At 37.2% G+C, this 17,246-nt stretch carries 16 protein-coding genes; 6 read left to right on the forward strand and 10 right to left on the reverse strand.

Translation table 11 applies throughout. The annotated features are described in order from the left end of the window. Positions 1-2: 2 nt before the first annotated feature. The 4 genes from IGL48_RS10620 to groES all read right to left on the reverse strand — a co-directional run bounded on the left by IGL48_RS10620 (position 3) and on the right by groES (position 3,726). Positions 3-713 carry a hypothetical protein gene (locus IGL48_RS10620; protein ID WP_002384141.1) on the reverse strand — a complete coding sequence of 237 codons (711 nt, stop codon included), beginning with the start codon at positions 711-713 and terminating at the stop codon, positions 3-5. Positions 714-736: 23 nt separating this feature from the next. Further along, positions 737-1,456, reverse strand: coding sequence for a response regulator transcription factor (locus tag IGL48_RS10625; protein ID WP_002384140.1), 720 nt, complete (start codon positions 1,454-1,456; stop codon positions 737-739). Positions 1,457-1,758: 302 nt separating this feature from the next. Then, positions 1,759-3,384: a chaperonin GroEL gene (gene groL / locus IGL48_RS10630; RefSeq protein ID WP_002362559.1), complete on the reverse strand. Its 1,626-nt coding sequence runs from the start codon at positions 3,382-3,384 to the stop codon at positions 1,759-1,761. Positions 3,385-3,441: 57 nt separating this feature from the next. Next, positions 3,442-3,726 carry a co-chaperone GroES gene (groES, locus tag IGL48_RS10635; protein ID WP_002356531.1) on the reverse strand — a complete coding sequence of 95 codons (285 nt, stop codon included), beginning with the start codon at positions 3,724-3,726 and terminating at the stop codon, positions 3,442-3,444. Between the two features lie 232 nt (positions 3,727-3,958). Here groES and IGL48_RS10640 point away from each other — a divergent pair, with 232 nt between their 5' ends. Both IGL48_RS10640 and IGL48_RS10645 read left to right on the forward strand, forming a co-directional pair. Beyond that, complete coding sequence (locus IGL48_RS10640; RefSeq protein ID WP_002356530.1) at positions 3,959-4,135, forward strand: hypothetical protein; 177 nt, start codon at positions 3,959-3,961, stop codon at positions 4,133-4,135. An 18-nt stretch (positions 4,136-4,153) separates the two neighbouring features. Continuing rightward, positions 4,154-4,807, forward strand: coding sequence for a CPBP family intramembrane glutamic endopeptidase (locus tag IGL48_RS10645; RefSeq protein WP_002384139.1), 654 nt, complete (start codon positions 4,154-4,156; stop codon positions 4,805-4,807). A 42-nt stretch (positions 4,808-4,849) separates the two neighbouring features. Here IGL48_RS10645 and IGL48_RS10650 read toward each other — a convergent pair whose 3' ends face one another. Further along, the gene (locus tag IGL48_RS10650; RefSeq protein WP_002356528.1) at positions 4,850-5,500 is read right to left on the reverse strand and encodes a redox-sensing transcriptional repressor Rex; all 651 of its coding nucleotides are present in this window, start codon (positions 5,498-5,500) and stop codon (positions 4,850-4,852) included. A gap of 213 nt (positions 5,501-5,713) precedes the next feature. Here IGL48_RS10650 and IGL48_RS10655 point away from each other — a divergent pair, with 213 nt between their 5' ends. From IGL48_RS10655 to IGL48_RS10670, 4 genes are all read left to right on the forward strand, one after another. Then, entirely contained in the window at positions 5,714-7,660 is a 1,947-nt protein-coding gene (locus tag IGL48_RS10655) for an ABC-F family ATP-binding cassette domain-containing protein (RefSeq protein WP_002384138.1), read from the forward strand. A 14-nt stretch (positions 7,661-7,674) separates the two neighbouring features. Then, entirely contained in the window at positions 7,675-8,307 is a 633-nt protein-coding gene (locus IGL48_RS10660; RefSeq protein ID WP_002356525.1) for a GntR family transcriptional regulator, read from the forward strand. 200 nt (positions 8,308-8,507) lie between these two features. After that, complete coding sequence (locus tag IGL48_RS10665; RefSeq protein WP_002388977.1) at positions 8,508-9,698, forward strand: quaternary amine ABC transporter ATP-binding protein; 1,191 nt, start codon at positions 8,508-8,510, stop codon at positions 9,696-9,698. Next, a complete protein-coding gene (locus IGL48_RS10670) occupies positions 9,691-11,400 on the forward strand; it encodes an ABC transporter permease/substrate binding protein (protein WP_002384135.1) in 1,710 nt (569 codons plus the stop codon). The genes IGL48_RS10665 and IGL48_RS10670 overlap by 8 nt, the downstream gene beginning before the upstream one ends. A 284-nt stretch (positions 11,401-11,684) precedes the next feature. On the opposite strand, the gene IGL48_RS10675 is transcribed toward IGL48_RS10670, so the two are convergent. The 5 genes from IGL48_RS10675 to IGL48_RS10695 all read right to left on the reverse strand — a co-directional run bounded on the left by IGL48_RS10675 (position 11,685) and on the right by IGL48_RS10695 (position 17,181). Then, the gene (locus IGL48_RS10675; RefSeq protein ID WP_002384134.1) at positions 11,685-12,419 is read right to left on the reverse strand and encodes a YcjF family protein; all 735 of its coding nucleotides are present in this window, start codon (positions 12,417-12,419) and stop codon (positions 11,685-11,687) included. A gap of 119 nt (positions 12,420-12,538) precedes the next feature. Then, entirely contained in the window at positions 12,539-13,441 is a 903-nt protein-coding gene (locus tag IGL48_RS10680) for a diacylglycerol/lipid kinase family protein (RefSeq protein WP_010815221.1), read from the reverse strand. 122 nt (positions 13,442-13,563) lie between these two features. Further along, positions 13,564-14,577, reverse strand: coding sequence for a CdaR family transcriptional regulator (locus IGL48_RS10685; protein ID WP_002379728.1), 1,014 nt, complete (start codon positions 14,575-14,577; stop codon positions 13,564-13,566). Between the two features lie 141 nt (positions 14,578-14,718). Beyond that, positions 14,719-15,867, reverse strand: a complete 1,149-nt coding sequence (locus IGL48_RS10690; protein ID WP_430601645.1) for a glycerate kinase — start codon at positions 15,865-15,867, stop codon at positions 14,719-14,721. A 21-nt stretch (positions 15,868-15,888) separates the two neighbouring features. After that, positions 15,889-17,181 carry a GntP family permease gene (locus IGL48_RS10695; protein WP_002359581.1) on the reverse strand — a complete coding sequence of 431 codons (1,293 nt, stop codon included), beginning with the start codon at positions 17,179-17,181 and terminating at the stop codon, positions 15,889-15,891. Positions 17,182-17,246 lie beyond the last annotated feature (65 nt).

Consider the following 17,246-nt stretch of genomic DNA (forward strand, 5'->3'; position numbering starts at 1 on the left):
ATTTACCTCTTTATTTCTGCTAATAATTGCTCTATCTGTTGGTACATTCCTGTTGATTCATTCTTGATGGTTAGCATTTGTTCACAATAAGCTTGGTACTCTCTTGCCACTTGCTTCATGCGCGTTAAAGTTGCTAAACGTTGTTCCATCTCTTCATGAACTGTTGCAACTTGTTGGTTAGCTTGGGCAATTGTTTCTTTTGCTTGACGTTTGGCTTCTAATAAGACTTCACCAATTTCTTTTTGAGAAAGCGTAACGGCTGTGTCTAAGTTCTCTTCGCTAGTCTGTCTCTGTTGTATCTTTGCTTCAGACAATTGTTTCTGTAAAGAAGTGATAGTTGCTTCTTTATCACTTAACGTTTCTTTAACATCTTTAAGTTGAACATCTTTTTCGACTACTTGTTTTTGTAATGCTTCCACTTCATTGGTTTGCATTAATAATTGCTCCGTTAGTTTTTTTATGGATTGCTGATATAGTTGATTTTCTTCTTCTAGTTTTTCAGCAAAAGAAAACGATTCTTCCGACAGTTCAGTCGGCACTTCTTGCTTGACCTGCTTAACTTTTGCAGCTTGCTCTTTTGCATAAACGACCTCGTCATCAAAGATTGCTTCTTCTGTTACCGTTGGTTGTGCTTTCATCGATTGTTCATTTTCAAAATCCGGCATCTTCTCATACTCCTCATCTTCATTGTTTTTAGTCAAAAATTGCCACATCTTTTTCTCCTCCTTCGTACCTTTTACACCGTTAACATATAGCCTTTTGAACGAATTGTTTTGATATATTGTGGTTTGTTCACATCTTGTTCAATTTTTTTGCGCAAATGGAAAATCACATTAGCGACACGATATTTTCGTTCATTCGCAGTATCTTTCCAGACATTTTTGTAGAGTTCTTCATATGTAATTGTTTGTCCTGCGTGTTTGTATAAATACTCTATTGTGAAAAATTCCAATTTTGTTAAAAGAATTTCTTCTCCGCTTCCCAAGCAAACACTCAAATTTGGCGCAATTAAATACAATCTCTCAGAAAGATTCTTAGTAACTGTTTGTTCCTCGTTTGCAATAGCTAATTTAGGATAAAAACGTCTTTTTACACGTTGCAATAAATTACTCATGCTTAACATGCATTCTTGACGATCATAAGAATGATCAAAAACGCCATCTGCGCCTAATTGTAAATAAATAATTCGATTGACTTTACTAATTGCTTCTGTCCGAGAAAATAACCAAATTGGCAAGTCTGACTGCTTGCGAATTGTCATTAATAACTCACAACAAGTATTTACTTGCTGGTGGTCAGTAACTTCAATCACTAACCCATCAATATGGTGCAAATGAAGAAGTATATTTGTTCCTTGGATGATCTGACATTCTACTTGATTACTAACAAACCAATTTTGGCAGTATTCTTTTGTTTCAATTGTCAAAGGAACGACACCAATTGTATATTTTTCCATTTTTCCACCTCAATCTTCCTAATATTCCCCTTCAAAATATAATAATTTTTATTTATATTCTATTAATAAATAAAAATTACCAACTACTAGTTTTCAAAAAATGATTGTTATTACTAAATTTTATCGAATAAAAACAAGGCTGTCTAGCTAAAACGAAGCCTTTAAATTATCATCTTTTTTGTTAAATGAGTAAATATTTGAGAAAATACCATAAGCAAAGATATTATTTAGATTATTTATTCTTTATGTAAAAAAAAGCTTACGATTTTTCAATCGTAAGCTTTTAGAATACTTTTTTATTTTTACATCATACCGCCCATGCCCATTGATGGATCCATCATAGGAGCTGGTGCAGCTGGTTCTGGTTTGTCTGCAACAACTGCTTCAGTTGTTAATAATAAAGCTGACACAGAAGCTGCATTTTGTAAGGCAGAACGAGTTACTTTTGTTGGGTCAACAATACCGGCTTCAACCATGTTTACCCATTCACCGTTAGCTGCATTGAATCCGATACCTAAGTCAACATTTTTTAGTTTGTCAACAATCACTGATCCTTCATAGCCAGCATTTTCAGCGATTTGACGGATTGGTTCTTCTAATGCACGAACGACAATCTTAATTCCTGTTGCCACATCGCCTTCAGCTTCTAGCGCAGCGACTTTACCAATTACATTGACAAGTGCGGTACCACCACCAGAAACCATGCCTTCTTCTACAGCGGCACGTGTTGCGTTTAATGCATCTTCAATTCGTAATTTTAATTCTTTTAATTCTGTTTCAGTTGCAGCACCGACTTTAACGACAGCAACCCCGCCAGCTAATTTAGCTAAACGTTCTTGTAATTTTTCACGATCAAAATCAGACGTTGTTTCGCCGATTTGGTTTTTAATTAAATGAACGCGGGCATCAATGGCTTCTTTTGAGCCAGCACCTTCAACAATTGTTGTGTTATCTTTGTCGACAACTACTTTACTAGCATTTCCTAAGTTTTCAATGGTTGTGTCTTTTAACTCTAACCCTAAGTCGTCAGTGATTACTGTACCACCTGTTAAAATAGCAATATCTTCAAGCATCGCTTTGCGGCGGTCACCAAATCCTGGCGCTTTTACTGCGACAACATTAAATGTACCACGGATTTTGTTCAACACTAATGTTGGTAGAGCTTCTCCATCAACATCATCCGCAATAATCAATAGTGGACGGCTTTGTTGTAGAATTTGTTCTAATAAAGGTAAGATATCTTGAATATTTGAGATTTTTTTGTCGGTAATTAAGATATATGGATTTTCTAAAACAGCTTCCATTTTATCGTTGTCAGTAACCATGTATTGAGATAAATAACCGCGGTCGAATTGCATTCCTTCAACCACATCTAATTCTGTTTCAATCCCTTTTGATTCTTCAATGGTAATTACGCCATCGTTACCAACTTTTTCCATTGCATCAGCAATTAATTGGCCGACTTTTTCAGAACCTGATGAAACAGCAGCGACTTGTGCAATCGCTTCTTTTGAATCAACTACAGATGAAATATTGTGTAATTCTTCTACTGCTGTTTTTGTTGCTAATTCAATCCCACGACGAATACCTAATGGGTTAGCTCCAGCAGTTACGTTTTTTAAGCCTTCACGAACAATGGCTTGTGTCAAAACAGTCGCTGTTGTTGTTCCGTCACCAGCAATATCATTCGTTTTAGAAGCAACTTCTGAAACTAATTTTGCGCCCATGTTTTCAAAATGATCTTCCAATTCAATTTCCTTAGCAATTGTTACTCCATCGTTAGTAATCAATGGTGAACCAAATGATTTTTCTAAAACAACGTTACGACCTTTAGGGCCTAATGTCACTTTCACTGTATCTGCTAATACATCTACTCCGCGTAGCATTGCTGCACGTGCATCTTCTGCAAATTTAATCTCTTTTGCCATGATTTCTTCACCTCATAATTTTTTTCTTCTATTATATTATTCTGTAAAAGTTGTTTATTATTCAACAGTGGCAATAATGTCTTTGGCTGATACAATTAAGTATTCTACGCCTTCGTATTTCACTTCTGTTCCTGAATATTTTTCAAACATTACTGTGTCACCAATTTTTACTTCCATCGGAACTTTTGTGCCATTTTCAAGCACACGACCTTCACCTACTGCGATAACTTCACCTGTTTGTGGTTTTTCTTTTGCAACGGATGCAAGAACAATTCCTCCAACAGTTTTTTCTTCTTCTTTCGCGACTCTAATTACGACGCGATCGCCTAATGGTTTTAACACAATAAATCCCTCCAAATAAAAAGTTTTCGCTTATTTTAGCACTCGATACATAAGAGTGCTAACTCACACTATTTATAATACTCATTTCACTCTAAAAATGCAAGTCTTTTCTCTCTTTTTCTTGTCAATTATAAGATACGCATTTTTTATTGCGTATTCTTTTTTCATGGAATGTTTTTCCAATCCTTTAATTCATGGTAAAATAAATTGACTACGATTGGAGGCGAATAAAATGAAACAACGTTTACTTACAGCATTAATAGCAACCTTCGTTTATTTTGTGATAGCGAATTTAGGAAATCTTGTTTTCAGTGTCACAGAAGGAATTGTTTCGACACTTTGGGAATCTCTTTTCTTTTTCTTATTCGTTTTTCTTTTATTAGGATATCGCAATAATCGTAAAAAATAATTATAGAAAGGATTAACCATGACCTTAAGAAAATCAAGTTTATTTATTTTAGTCACATACATTATCGCTTTTTTCGGGCCGTTACTTTTTTCGGGTATTTCCCCCAATGCAGCGATTAATGTGACAACTGCTCTCTACATTATTGGCGCCCTTGTAATGATTGGCATCTTTTTAAAAACAACAGAACCTTCTCCTTTAGAGGAAACAGCAACCTTGAAATCACCTATTTTTATTTTTTTACTAGGTGTTAGTGGGATTTTCATTGCCATGCTGATTCAAGGGGTTACTTTTGCCATTGAAGTAGCCATCACAGGAGAACAAGCTACTTCTCAAAATACACAAGCTATTGTAGCGGTGATTTTGGCAAATCCTTTATTTATTTTGGCAACTACTATCGGTGGTCCGATTATGGAAGAATTCGTCTTTCGTTATGCATTTATCCATTTAATCCAGCCTTTTACAAATTTCTGGATTGCGGCTACTGTTAGTTCGGCGATTTTTTCACTCGCACATGCCGATGGTCACTTTTTTGTTTATTTCTTTATGGGATTTTTCTTTGCTCTTTTGTACAAGCAAACTGGAAAAATTTGGACCTCAATTATCGCCCATTGCGGCATGAATACGATTGTGATTATTGTTCAACTACTTTTGCATAATAGTGCAATTCAATAAGAAAAGGGCCTTCGTCTAAACGACTAGGCCCTTTTCTTTTGCTTATTCTTCTTCGTCAATCAATTCGTTGTCATGATGTAAGAAATAAATCAATGTTTGTAATTCGTTGGTTAAGTCAACATTTTGAATTAATACTTCAGGTGGCGCTACTAAACGCGCAGCCGTAAAGTTTAGAATTCCTTTAACCCCTGCTTCGGCAAGTTTGTTTACAACTTCTTGCGCTTTGCGAGCTGGAATAGTTAAAATAGCTACTTCGATTTGTTGAACACGGATTTGTTCCATCATATCTTCCATTGGATAAACCGGAATACCGTCAACAATGCGTCCCACAATATCTTCATTCACATCAAATGCACAACTTACACGAATACTGTTGCTTTGATGGAATTTGTACTTTAATAAAGCACTTCCTAAATTACCAACCCCGATTAATGCGACATTGGTTAACTCATCTTCATTCAATGTTTTTGCAAAAAAGTTCATTAAGTTTTCAACATCATAGCCGTACCCACGTTTACCTAATTCACCAAAATATGAAAAGTCACGACGAATAGTCGCACTGTCTACTTGTACCGCTTCACTTAATTCAGTTGATGAGACTTTATTTTTTCCTGTATCATGTAACATTCTTAAGTAGCGATAATATAAAGGAAGGCGTCGCGCCGTTGCTTTTGGAATAACTTGATCTTTCACAATTGGACCTCCAATACTTTCACTTAAATCTTATCCATTAACATAATAGCAGTTTTTCACAATAAAAAGCAATTCTATGGCTCAAAAATAGCATTTTTCTTCAAAAGTTTGTGATAAAAGGTATAAACCTTCACAAAGCATTTTTTGATACGTGCTATTTTAGCAGATTTTATGCTACACTAAGGGCAATGAATTTAGAAATGAGGACTACTGATGATTTTATTACAAGCAAATCAAGTTGCCCGGCATTTTGGCTCGGAAACATTGTTTGAAAACATACATTTAGAAATTGCAACAAAAAGTCGGATTGCCTTAGTTGGTCGTAATGGTGCTGGAAAATCGACTTTTTTAAAAATCATTGCAGGCATTGATGCTCCCGATAGCGGAACCATTGCCAAAAATAAAACTGCTACGTTAGGTTATTTAGCTCAAAATACCGGCTTAGAATCAGATAAAACCGTTTGGGAAGAAATGACAAAAGCCTTTGCTGACATCCTAGAAATGGAACAGCGTATGCGAGAATTAGAAACTAAAATTAGTGAAATGGAGCCAACCACTTCCGTTTATGAAGGAATTTTAAAAGAGTACGATCAATTGCAACATACATTTTCTGAAAAAAATGGCTACGGCTATGAAAATGAAATTCGTTCAGTCCTTCACGGCTTTGGCTTTGATGAATCCTTTTACACGAAAGATATTCAAACCTTATCTGGTGGTCAAAAAACCCGGCTTGCATTAGCGAGAATGCTTTTACAAAAACCAGACATTTTAATTCTGGACGAGCCTACAAACCACTTAGATATCGAGACGCTTTCTTGGCTGGAATCTTATTTGCCAAGTTATCCCGGCGCCCTATTAATTGTTTCCCACGATCGTTATTTTTTAGATAAGGTAGTTAATGAAGTTTATGAACTGAGTCGCAAAAAAATGACTCACTACAAAGGAAACTATTCCAAATACTTAGAGTTAAAAGCAGAACAATTAGCCAGTGAATGGAAAGCGTATGAAAAGCAACAAGAAGAAATCAATAAGTTAGAAGATTTCGTTGCCAAAAATCTGGTTCGTGCATCTACAACGAAACGTGCACAAAGTCGCCGAAAAGTATTAGAAAAAATGGACCGTTTAGACCGACCTCAAGGAGATGAAAAATCGGCGCATTTTCTTTTCGATAGTGAAAAAGTTTCTGGAAATGTTGTTTTACAAGTCGAAGATGCCGCCATTGGTTACGACCAAGAACATATTTTATCCGAACCTATTCACTTGGATATTCGTCGCAAAGAAGCCATTGCCTTAGTCGGACCGAACGGAATTGGTAAATCCACTCTCTTGAAATCAATTATTGACCGCATTCCTTTCATTAAAGGAAGTAAAACTTTTGGCACCAATGTTTCTGTAGGTTACTATGACCAAGAGCAAGCCAATTTACATGGCAATAAAACGGTCTTAGCGGAATTATGGGATGAACACCCAACCACACCTGAAAAAGAGATTCGAAGTATTTTAGGCGGCTTTCTCTTCAGTGGAGATGATGTTGAAAAAACGATTCCTTTATTAAGCGGTGGCGAAAAAGCCCGTGTGGCATTAGCAAAATTAGCGATGGATCGTGACAATTTCTTGATTCTCGATGAGCCAACCAACCACTTGGATATCGATAATAAAGAAGTTTTAGAAAATGCGCTGATTGATTATGAAGGAACCATCCTCTTCGTTTCCCATGACCGTTACTTTATCAATCGAATTGCAACAAAAGTTGTTGAGCTTTCTGAAAAAGGCAGCAAACTTTATTTAGGCGACTATGATTATTATTTAGAAAAGAAACAAGAGGAAGAAGAAATCGCTGCCCTCTTAGCTAATGAAGAAGCGGCGAAAAAACCCGAACCAGTTACAGCCAAAAATACCTTTTATCAAAACAAGGAGCAACAAAAATTACTCCGTACTTTGCAAAGAAAAATAACACAAGTCGAAGAAAATCTTGCTCAGTTAGATACGACAATTGCACAATTAGAAGCACAAATGAGTCAACCAGACATTCTAGAAAATCATGTTGAATTGCTGGCTCTAAACCAACAATTAGATGACGCTCGTCAGCAACAAGATGAACTACTTGAGCAATGGGAAAATTTCAGTTTAGAATTAGAAGAAATGGAAAATAACAATTAACGGAGGGATTCACTATGGCTTCCAAAAAAATCAGTTTAACGAAGCCCAAATATCAACAAATCGCCGTTGATGTTGCGGAAAAAATTGCAGAAGGCAAATTACATGTCGGAGATAAAATCCATGCCCGTTCCACCCTAGCTAACCAATACCAAGTGTCGCCAGAAACAGCCCGCAAAGCCATTATCGTTTTAGTTGATTTAGAAATCGTTAAAGCCAAACACGGTAGCGGCTTCTATGTGGCATCAAAAGAAAAAGCGCAGGACTTTGTGACACAATATCAAGACGTTCAAACGATTGCTGAAATTAAAGAAGAATTGCTAGATAGCGTAGCGAAACAAAAAGAAGAACTTACTCATTTTTCTAGCATTCTAGATACTCTTGTTGAACAAACAAAGCGTTTTGATTCTTTCAATCCAATGAATCCTTATTCATTAGTTTTAACAGAAGAAGCTGCTTATCTTGAGGCGACGATTAGCGAAATGAATTTTTGGCAAAACACTTCGGCAACGATTATCGCCATCAAACACAAAGAAGAGCTTCTGGTCTCACCTGGTCCATATGCAAAGATTTCGTTGAACGACACACTTTATTTTGTTGGACATGACGAATCAACCTTACAACGAGTGCAGAATTTCTTTTATCCTTAAACAAAAAAGTGACTACTTATCTTGCGGTAAATAGTCACTTTTTTTATTTATTATTTCTATTTTTCATAAAAACCCACTATAAAACCTAGTTAAAATACTGTTTTTCTTCATTTTCAGAAAGATTTTCATCTAATTTGACAAAGTGACAACTTTATAGTAGTCTGATGTAGTCACTTTTTTTAATGAGGAGGAACAATGATTTGCCAAAAGTAAAAGTAAATCACCTTACCAAGATCTTTGGTAAGAAAACCAAACCGGCACTTGAAATGATTCGTGCCAACAAAAGTAAAACAGAAATTTTAGAAAAAACGGGTGCCACAGTCGGTGTTTATGATGTAAATTTCGAAGTTGAAGAAGGCGAAATTTTCGTTATTATGGGGTTATCAGGAAGTGGAAAATCAACATTAATTCGTTTATTAAATCGTTTGATTGAACCAACTTCAGGAAATATTTATATTGATGGACAAGATATTTCTTCTTTAGATAAAGAAGGATTACGTGAAGTACGTCGAAATAAAATGAGCATGGTTTTCCAAAACTTTGGTCTTTTCCCCCATCGAACTATCTTAGAAAATACGGAATATGGTTTAGAAATTCGTGGTGTTCCTAAAGAAGAACGCCAAGCAAAAGCTGAAAAAGCCTTAGAAAATTCTAGCTTAATTGCTTTTAAAGACCAATTACCAAGTCAATTATCTGGTGGGATGCAACAACGTGTCGGCCTTGCTCGTGCCTTGGCTAACGATCCAGAAATTTTATTAATGGACGAAGCGTTCTCTGCTCTTGATCCGTTAATTCGTCGTGAAATGCAAGACGAACTATTAGATTTACAAGAAAATGTCAAAAAAACCATTATCTTTATCACACATGATTTGAATGAAGCTTTACGAATCGGCGACCGGATTGCTTTGATGAAAGATGGTCAAATTATGCAAATTGGGACTGGAGAAGAAATTTTAACCAACCCAGCCAACGAATATGTGCGAACCTTCGTGGAAGATGTGGATCGTTCAAAAGTCTTAACTGCCCAAAATATTATGGTACCTGCTTTAACTACTAACATTGAAATTGATGGCCCAACTGTTGCTTTAAAACGGATGCGTCAAGAAGAAGTGAGTATGTTACTTGCCGTGGATAAAAAACGCCAACTAAAAGGCGTTGTACGCGCAGAAAAAGCTTTAGAAGCGCGTAAAAACGGGACTTCTCTTGTAGAATGTGTGGATCCAGAAATTCAAACAATCGACAAAGATATGTTAGTGAATGATATTTTCCCACTGATTTATGATGCACAAACGCCTCTTGCCGTGACTGATAACGGCAAACTATTAGGCGTGGTCATCCGTGGTAGCGTACTTGAAGCACTTGCAGAAACAGAGGTGAACGAACATGAATAAGTATCAATTACCTGTCGCGTCTTGGGTTGAAAGTTTTACTGATTGGTTAACTTCAACATTTGCTGGATTATTCAGCTTTTTACAAACAATTGGTCAAAGTGTAATGGACAACATTACTGCCTTACTAACAGCCGTACCACCACTTGTGCTGATCGTGCTATTAACGATTGCTGCTTTCTTTATTTCTAATAAAAAAATTGGCTTAAGTTTATTCACGTTTATTGGCTTAATGTTTATCTATAATCAAAACTTATGGAACGATTTAATGAGTACCGTTACGTTAGTTTTACTTTCTAGTGTTATTTCCATTATCATTGGTGTGCCACTAGGGATTTTAATGGCGAAAAGCGAAAAAGCCAAAAGTATCATTACACCGATTTTGGACTTCATGCAAACAATGCCTGGTTTCGTTTACTTGATTCCAGCCGTTGCATTCTTCGGAATTGGTATGGTTCCTGGGGTCTTCGCCTCTGTTATCTTCGCTTTACCACCAACCGTTCGCTTTACGAACTTAGGAATTCGACAAGTGCCAAATGAACTTGTTGAAGCAGCTGATTCTTACGGTAGTACTGGCTGGCAAAAATTATTCAAATTAGAATTACCTTTAGCCAAAAACACGATTATGGCTGGTGTTAACCAAACAACCATGCTAGCCCTATCAATGGTAGTTATTGCTTCAATGATTGGTGCGCCTGGATTAGGACGTGGCGTCCTTTCCGCTTTACAACGTGCACAAGTCGGGAACGGTTTCGTAAATGGTGTGGCTTTAGTTATTTTAGCGATTATCATTGACCGTTTTACTCAACATTTAAATAATAAAAAAGCAGCCCCTAAAGCAGCTGGTGCCACCTCTAAAAAGAAAAAATACGGGATTATTGCAGCGGTTGTTGTAATTGTCGCTGGCTTAGTTGGTGCTTCAATTTTTACAACAACAAATGATAAGCAAATTTCCCTTTCTTATGTGGAATGGGATACCGAAGTAGCCTCCACACATGTGGTTGCCGAAGTCTTAAAAGATATGGGATATGATGTTAAAACGACTCCTTTAGATAACGCAATCATGTGGGAATCTGTAGCTAAAGGTGAAACAGATGCCATGGTTGGTGCGTGGCTGCCAGGAACTCACGCAGAGCAATATAAACAATATAAAGATAAATTAGACGACCTTGGTGAAAACCTTAAAGGCGCGAAGTTAGGAATTGTTGTCCCTTCTTATATGGATGTTGATTCTATCGAAGATTTATCTGATCAAGCTGGGAAAAAGATTACTGGAATTGAACCTGGGGCTGGTGTTGTTGCAGCAGCAGAGAAAACTAAAGAAGCTTATCCTAATTTGAAAGATTGGTCTGTTGAAACTTCTTCATCAGGTGCCATGACTGTCGCCTTAGGACAAGCAATTAAAAACAACGAAGACATCGTTATTACTGGCTGGTCTCCTCACTGGATGTTTGCAAAATATGATTTAAAATATTTAGCTGATCCAAAAGGCACTATGGGCGGCGAAGAAGCGATTCACACAATGGCTCGCCAAGGCCTAAAAGAAGATCAACCAGAAGCTTACAAAGTGTTAGATAATTTCCATTGGACAACTAAGGATATGGAATCTGTCATGTTAGAAATTAACGAAGGCAAAGACCCACAAGAAGCTGCACGCGATTGGGTTGATTCACATAAAGACCAAGTATCAGAATGGAAAAAATAATTCTTAACAAATGACTTCCCCATCTATTTAAAAGAGGGCGTTGAACAAATTGTTCAACGCCCTCTTTTTTCGCAAAAAAAACCACTCAGTTGGGTAGACTGAGTGGAAAGGAGTTATTTTTACTTGAGGAGTAAAAATGAAAAGTGTTTATGTTGGGTGTTTTGTTGGTATGCTTATATATTAACGAGAACCTGTGAATAATTTGTGACGAAAACCTTGGAAATTTGCTACGAATTACTTAAAAAAGTTTAAATGTGTCTCACCCTAGTTAATCGATACAGCGATTATTTCTTTTTAGCATTTTGGATGGCTTTAAATAATGTTGAAAATTGTCCTTTGAAAGACATCACATCATCAAAGATATCAACACCATCGTTTAACATTTTGACGGTAACCCAGCCAAGCGCTTCCGTAATTGCTACCGCAACTGAAGCATTGACCATGCCACCAGTCACAGTTCCGACAACAGGAATCACTTTTAGAATATTTCCGACTGCGCTCTTACCTAAACTAACCACTACTAATTCTTTGGTTAAACTTTTCCCTAAGCTTTCAGACCAAGACTGACCAAAAATTTTATGCAGCCGTGACATCATAGTTAATTGAACAGGTACCAGTAAAAAAGCATCCGAAAATGGAATTGGTGAAAACCCAATAATTGCTGCTGACAATGCAGCAAAATGAATCGTTTGATGACTTTTCTTTTTCACGTCAGGTGAAACACCAGCCAAAAATTCATCAAATACTTTGTCGAGTTGTGTTTGACTGTTCGTCACTAATTGTTCTGCTTTACCTTTAGAAGTTGCGAAAGCATTCATTATGGCCGTAGACGTTTTTTGTGGAAATTTTTTCAAGACATCTTGAAAAAAAGAACGAAATTCTGGGTCTTCGATTTCTTCATTCAATTGCTTAGTTTCTTGTTCTGCTAATTCTTGTTTTTCAATCTCTTCAAAAAGTTCTTGTTTCTTTTTGTTTTTATGTTTTTTTCTTCTCATCTCATTAACTCCTTTATCTATCAATATGTAGAAACAAAGTATAGCATAGCCCTTGGTTGATTCTCTTTTAGATGATTTGAAAAGCCAGAACTTATCTGTTTTTTAAACAAATAGAAATGTTCTAGCTTTTCTCAAAAAATCAGCTATTTTGTTTGTTCTTCACCGCAATAGACCGTCAAGTGTTTAGGCAAAATCTTCAGCGTAATTGGCAAAGCAGCTCCTTCATCACCATCCACATTAGTGGTTAATTCTTCTTGGTTTTCTAAGGAGATTGTTCCTTCTTTAAAGGTTAGGTAAACTAAATTATCAGTGGACTGGTCGACGCCTTTTAACAAATCTGGGACTGCTTTTACTGCATCCCACAATGATTGATCTTTTAAATAAACTAAATGAAGTTTGCCATCATCCACTTGGGCCTCTGGTAATAATGTTTCAAACCCACCGATTGAATTCGTTAAGCCAACTAAAACGGTACTACTTTCAATGGTTTGTTCTTTTTGATCCAAGCTTAAATGAAAAGGATACGTTTGAGCATTCGCTAAATGTTTGGCACCTGAAATAAAATAAGCGAGTTTTCCTAACTTCGTTTTTTGTTCAACGTCCACGTCGTTAATTGACTCTGGAATCGTCCCAATCGCAACGACATTCATAAAGTAGTCGTCATTGATTTTCCCCACATCTAAAGCACTGGTTTTTTCTAAATCTAATTGTTGAATCGCCTCTTCAGGATCCATCGGTAAATTCAAGGCTCGCGCTAAATCGTTCACCGTTCCTAAAGGAAAAAAGCCAAATTTTGGGCGGCAAGCTTGTTCTGCCAACCCGCTAATTCCTTCATTAACGGTTCCATCTCCCCCCATTACGAAAACACTGTCGAAGTGACTTTCCGCAGCTTCACGGGCAAATTGTTCTGCATCGCCGCCTTTTTCTGTTTGTTTCACTACAACTTCATCAAATAACTGCTTTAATTTTTCTTCTGCTAACGTTTCAAATTCTTTGGCTTTTTCACCACCAGAACTGGGGTTAACAATTAAAACTGCTTTTTTCACTGGCACCACTCCTCATTGATATCTAAATCGTTTGATTCCTTACAATTATTATAAAAGATATTTTTGATTCTGGCGAAAAATATGCTGACACTTGCTTAACAAACAAGCATCCCTGCTCCTCACTACTTTTCAAAACGTTCTTTAAAGCAATAGGCAAAATAATAGAACAATTTCCAAAAATCTTGCCAAACTTTTGGATCCATCCCCGTCAATTCATGAATTCGTTTCAAACGGTAATTCAATGTATTTCGATGGATATGTAATACTTGTGAGGTTTCATTGATGTTTAAGTTATGATTGGCGAAAAAAATAACGGTTTCATAGTATTCATCATAAATCGTCTGGATGGTTTCAAAAAAATCCAATTCAATATGAAAAGGAAAATTAAAAATTCCTTGAATGAAAAAATCTTCTGCTTGGTAAAACTTAGCCTTTTCTAATTGGAGAAACGATAGAAGTAAATACGTGTTTTGTGCCTCTTGGACCATTTGTTGAATCGTGGCTTTTTCCGAACTTATCACAAGGTATTCTGTTACTGGCTTTGTTATCTGAGGTGGTTCAGAAGTAATCACCAGATAACAATTTTCCCATTCAAATATTTCATGTCCAGGATAATAACTGGATAATAAGCGCTTGTCCTTGGTCAGTACACAATGATTCTGGTCATCTAATTGAAGGTTATATAGTTCCAACGCTTCAAGTTTTAAGGCTTCTGAGTAAGCAGAATCAACATGCATTAAGTGCTGGATAAACTGATTTTTTTGTTTCTTCTTTTTTTCGCGTTCTTGTTGTGTATTTAATTCTTCTGTCAGTAAAAGAACAATCGAGCGCACAAGCTTGGTAAATTTGCGCACCTCGTCTGGTTCTCCTGAAATGCCTACGACACCTAAAATGTGATTATTCAAAATAATCGGTTCATTGGTGCCTTTTTTCTCTAAAGAAGTATCTTTATAAATTTCAATATTTTTTCGTTCATTGATGGCTCTTTCTGCGCCACGATGGCGCTCCCCAATTCGAGCAGAATCTCCACTCGCAATAATTTTTCCTCGTTCATCCATAATATTGATGTTATAAGGAATATCTGCCATCAACTTTTCAACAATTTTATTTGCTTGGATTTTGTCTAATTTTAACATTGCTATCGCCAACTTTCTAAAAAGCGAGTAGCGTTTGGGACATAAGCCGCAATGACTTATGTCCCAAACGCTTAATTCTTCAGATCAACGACTGAACATTTTTATTTCAGCTTTCATTACTGATGATACCATGGTTAGTTCTTAGTCACAATGCACCAGCTGTAATGTACGAGCAATATTTTCAACGGTTCTTTCTAAGTTAACTGGTCCATTTTTCAATGCTGCTTCCAATGGTTCGGCTTTGGCCAAAATTCCAAAAATAGCCGTCATCCCTTCTTCATAGAGGACATCCACATCTTTGCCGATATAGCCAGCACAAGCGAAAACCGGTTTTTGATACTTCTTGGCCAAACGTGAGACGCCATAAGGGGCTTTGCCGAATTTTGTTTGAAAATCCATCCCACCTTCACCAGTAAAGACATAATCAGCGGCTTTTATTTTTTCTTCTAATTGATTCACTTCTACGACAATATCAATTCCTGGGCGTAACTGAGCTTTTGTGAATGCTAGTAACCCTGCACCCAAACCACCAGCAGCTCCTGCGCCTGGCATCATCTCAACATCAATGCCGACCTCTTTTTTGATAATCGCTGCATAATGGGCTAAGTTTTTATCTAATTGAGCCACCATTTCTTCTGTCGCACCTTTTTGCGGGCCAAAGACATGAGACGCCCCTGTTGGCCCTGTTAGTGGGTTATTCACATCACTTGCTACTAGAACTTCGGTAGCAAAAATGCGTTGATCAAACTGTGTTAAATCGATCTGCGCCAGTTTATCTAATGCACCACCGCCACGTGTCAATTCTTGCCCTTCCTTGTCTAACAAACGCGCACCAAGTGCCTGAATCATACCTGCACCCCCATCATTTGTCACGCTACCACCAATGCCGATAATGATTTTTTTTGCCCCATGATTGAGCGCATGTTGAATCATCTCTCCTGTACCATAAGTAGAAGTGATCAAGGGATTACGTTCTGCTGCTTTAACCAATTCAATTCCGTTGGCTTTCGCCATTTCAATGACCACCGTTTCTTGGTCACCTAATAAGCCGTAATAGGTTTCAACGATTTGATCAGGAAGCGGTCCTGCCACGCGCACTGGTACTCTTGTACCTCCTGTTGCATCCACTAAGGAATCCACCGTTCCTTCCCCGCCGTCTGCCATCGGGACATGTTGAATGTCTGCATCTTTAAATACAGCTAAAATCCCTTTTTCCATTGCCAGACAGGCTTCTTTTGCACTCATACTTTCTTTAAATGAGTCTGGAGCCAAAACAAATTTTTTCGTCATCTTTTCGCGCCTACTTTCCAACTAGTTTAAAATAAAGCCATATAAAATGGTTGCAACAATCGTCATTACCCCACCGACACACATTTCATAAGGAATCACTCGAATTCTTTCTTTAATCGTCATATTCATACTTTGTGCCGTAATATGGAAATAATTGCCTTGAGGAACACTATCAATCACAGTTGCACCAGTATGCACCATGACTGCTGCTGAAAGTGAAGATGTGCCCATATCTAAAATCGCTGGTCCAAAAGAACCTGTCGCTAAAATAACCGCTGTGGATGTTGAACCAACTGCTAAGCCCATTAAAATACCAGAAATCGGTGCCAAGAAGGTTCCAGAAATTCCCATAACAGAAATTAAGTGGACAATTTGTGTTGATAAATCAGAAACAGAAATTAATCCAGCAATTGCACCTGCACCAATTAAAATTAAAACGGTATCGGTTACTCTCTTCAAGCCAGAAGATGCATAAAAGGCCAGTTGTTTTGTTTGCCCAATCGCAATTGTCCCAACAACTGAAGCGAACGGCAAAATATACAGAGCATCAATATTCAAACTTTTGATGAAAGAAATATTTAAAACGGCGCCAATCGGATTAAGTAATAATAAGACAATCGCTAACACTGGCGCGATTAACGCCTTTTTCAAAGGTAATAATTCTTTTGTTTGTTCCTCTACAAGATCCGTTTCTTTGACCATTGATCCTTTGCTTCTCATGATATTTGCAAGAACAACAGCTGTAATTAAGCCAAATACGGCTGGAATAAAACCAGCAATCATAACGTCACTTAAAGGTAAATCAAAGCCGTTCGCCGCTGCAATAGTATTTGGATTAGGCGAAATAATATTGCCCGCTTTGCCGCCACCTGATAAGGCAATCAATAATGATAACTTACTGATACCCGTACTTTTCCCAACAGATAGAGCAATCGGGGCAACAATCAACACTGCAACAGGAATGAATACGCCCACTGCTGTAATTACCATTGTGGATAATGCCAAAGATAAAATAGCTTTTTTCTCGCCAAGCTTTTGTACAATGGCGTTGGCAATTGATTCTGCCGCACCAGATTCCATCATCACACCCGCCAACATACCGGCTGCTAAGACACGGATTGCGGTTCCCATAATACTTTGTGTTCCGTTTAATAGAACAGCGACTGTATCTGACAGGGAAGCGCCTCCAATAAGACAACCAACAATTGCACCAAAAAACAAGGAATACACAGGATTAAATTTTTTCAAAATTAATACTATCGCTACAACTAATCCTAAAATTGCAGCAACCCAAGATATTGTAATATCTGGCATTCAAAATCAGCTCCTTAAATTGTTTACGCTTTCATTCTATCAAAGTCCTTTCTTTTTAAAATTGT

Source organism: Enterococcus sp. DIV1090, assembly GCF_050537975.1.
Taxonomy (GTDB): Bacteria; Bacillota; Bacilli; order Lactobacillales; family Enterococcaceae; genus Enterococcus; species Enterococcus faecalis.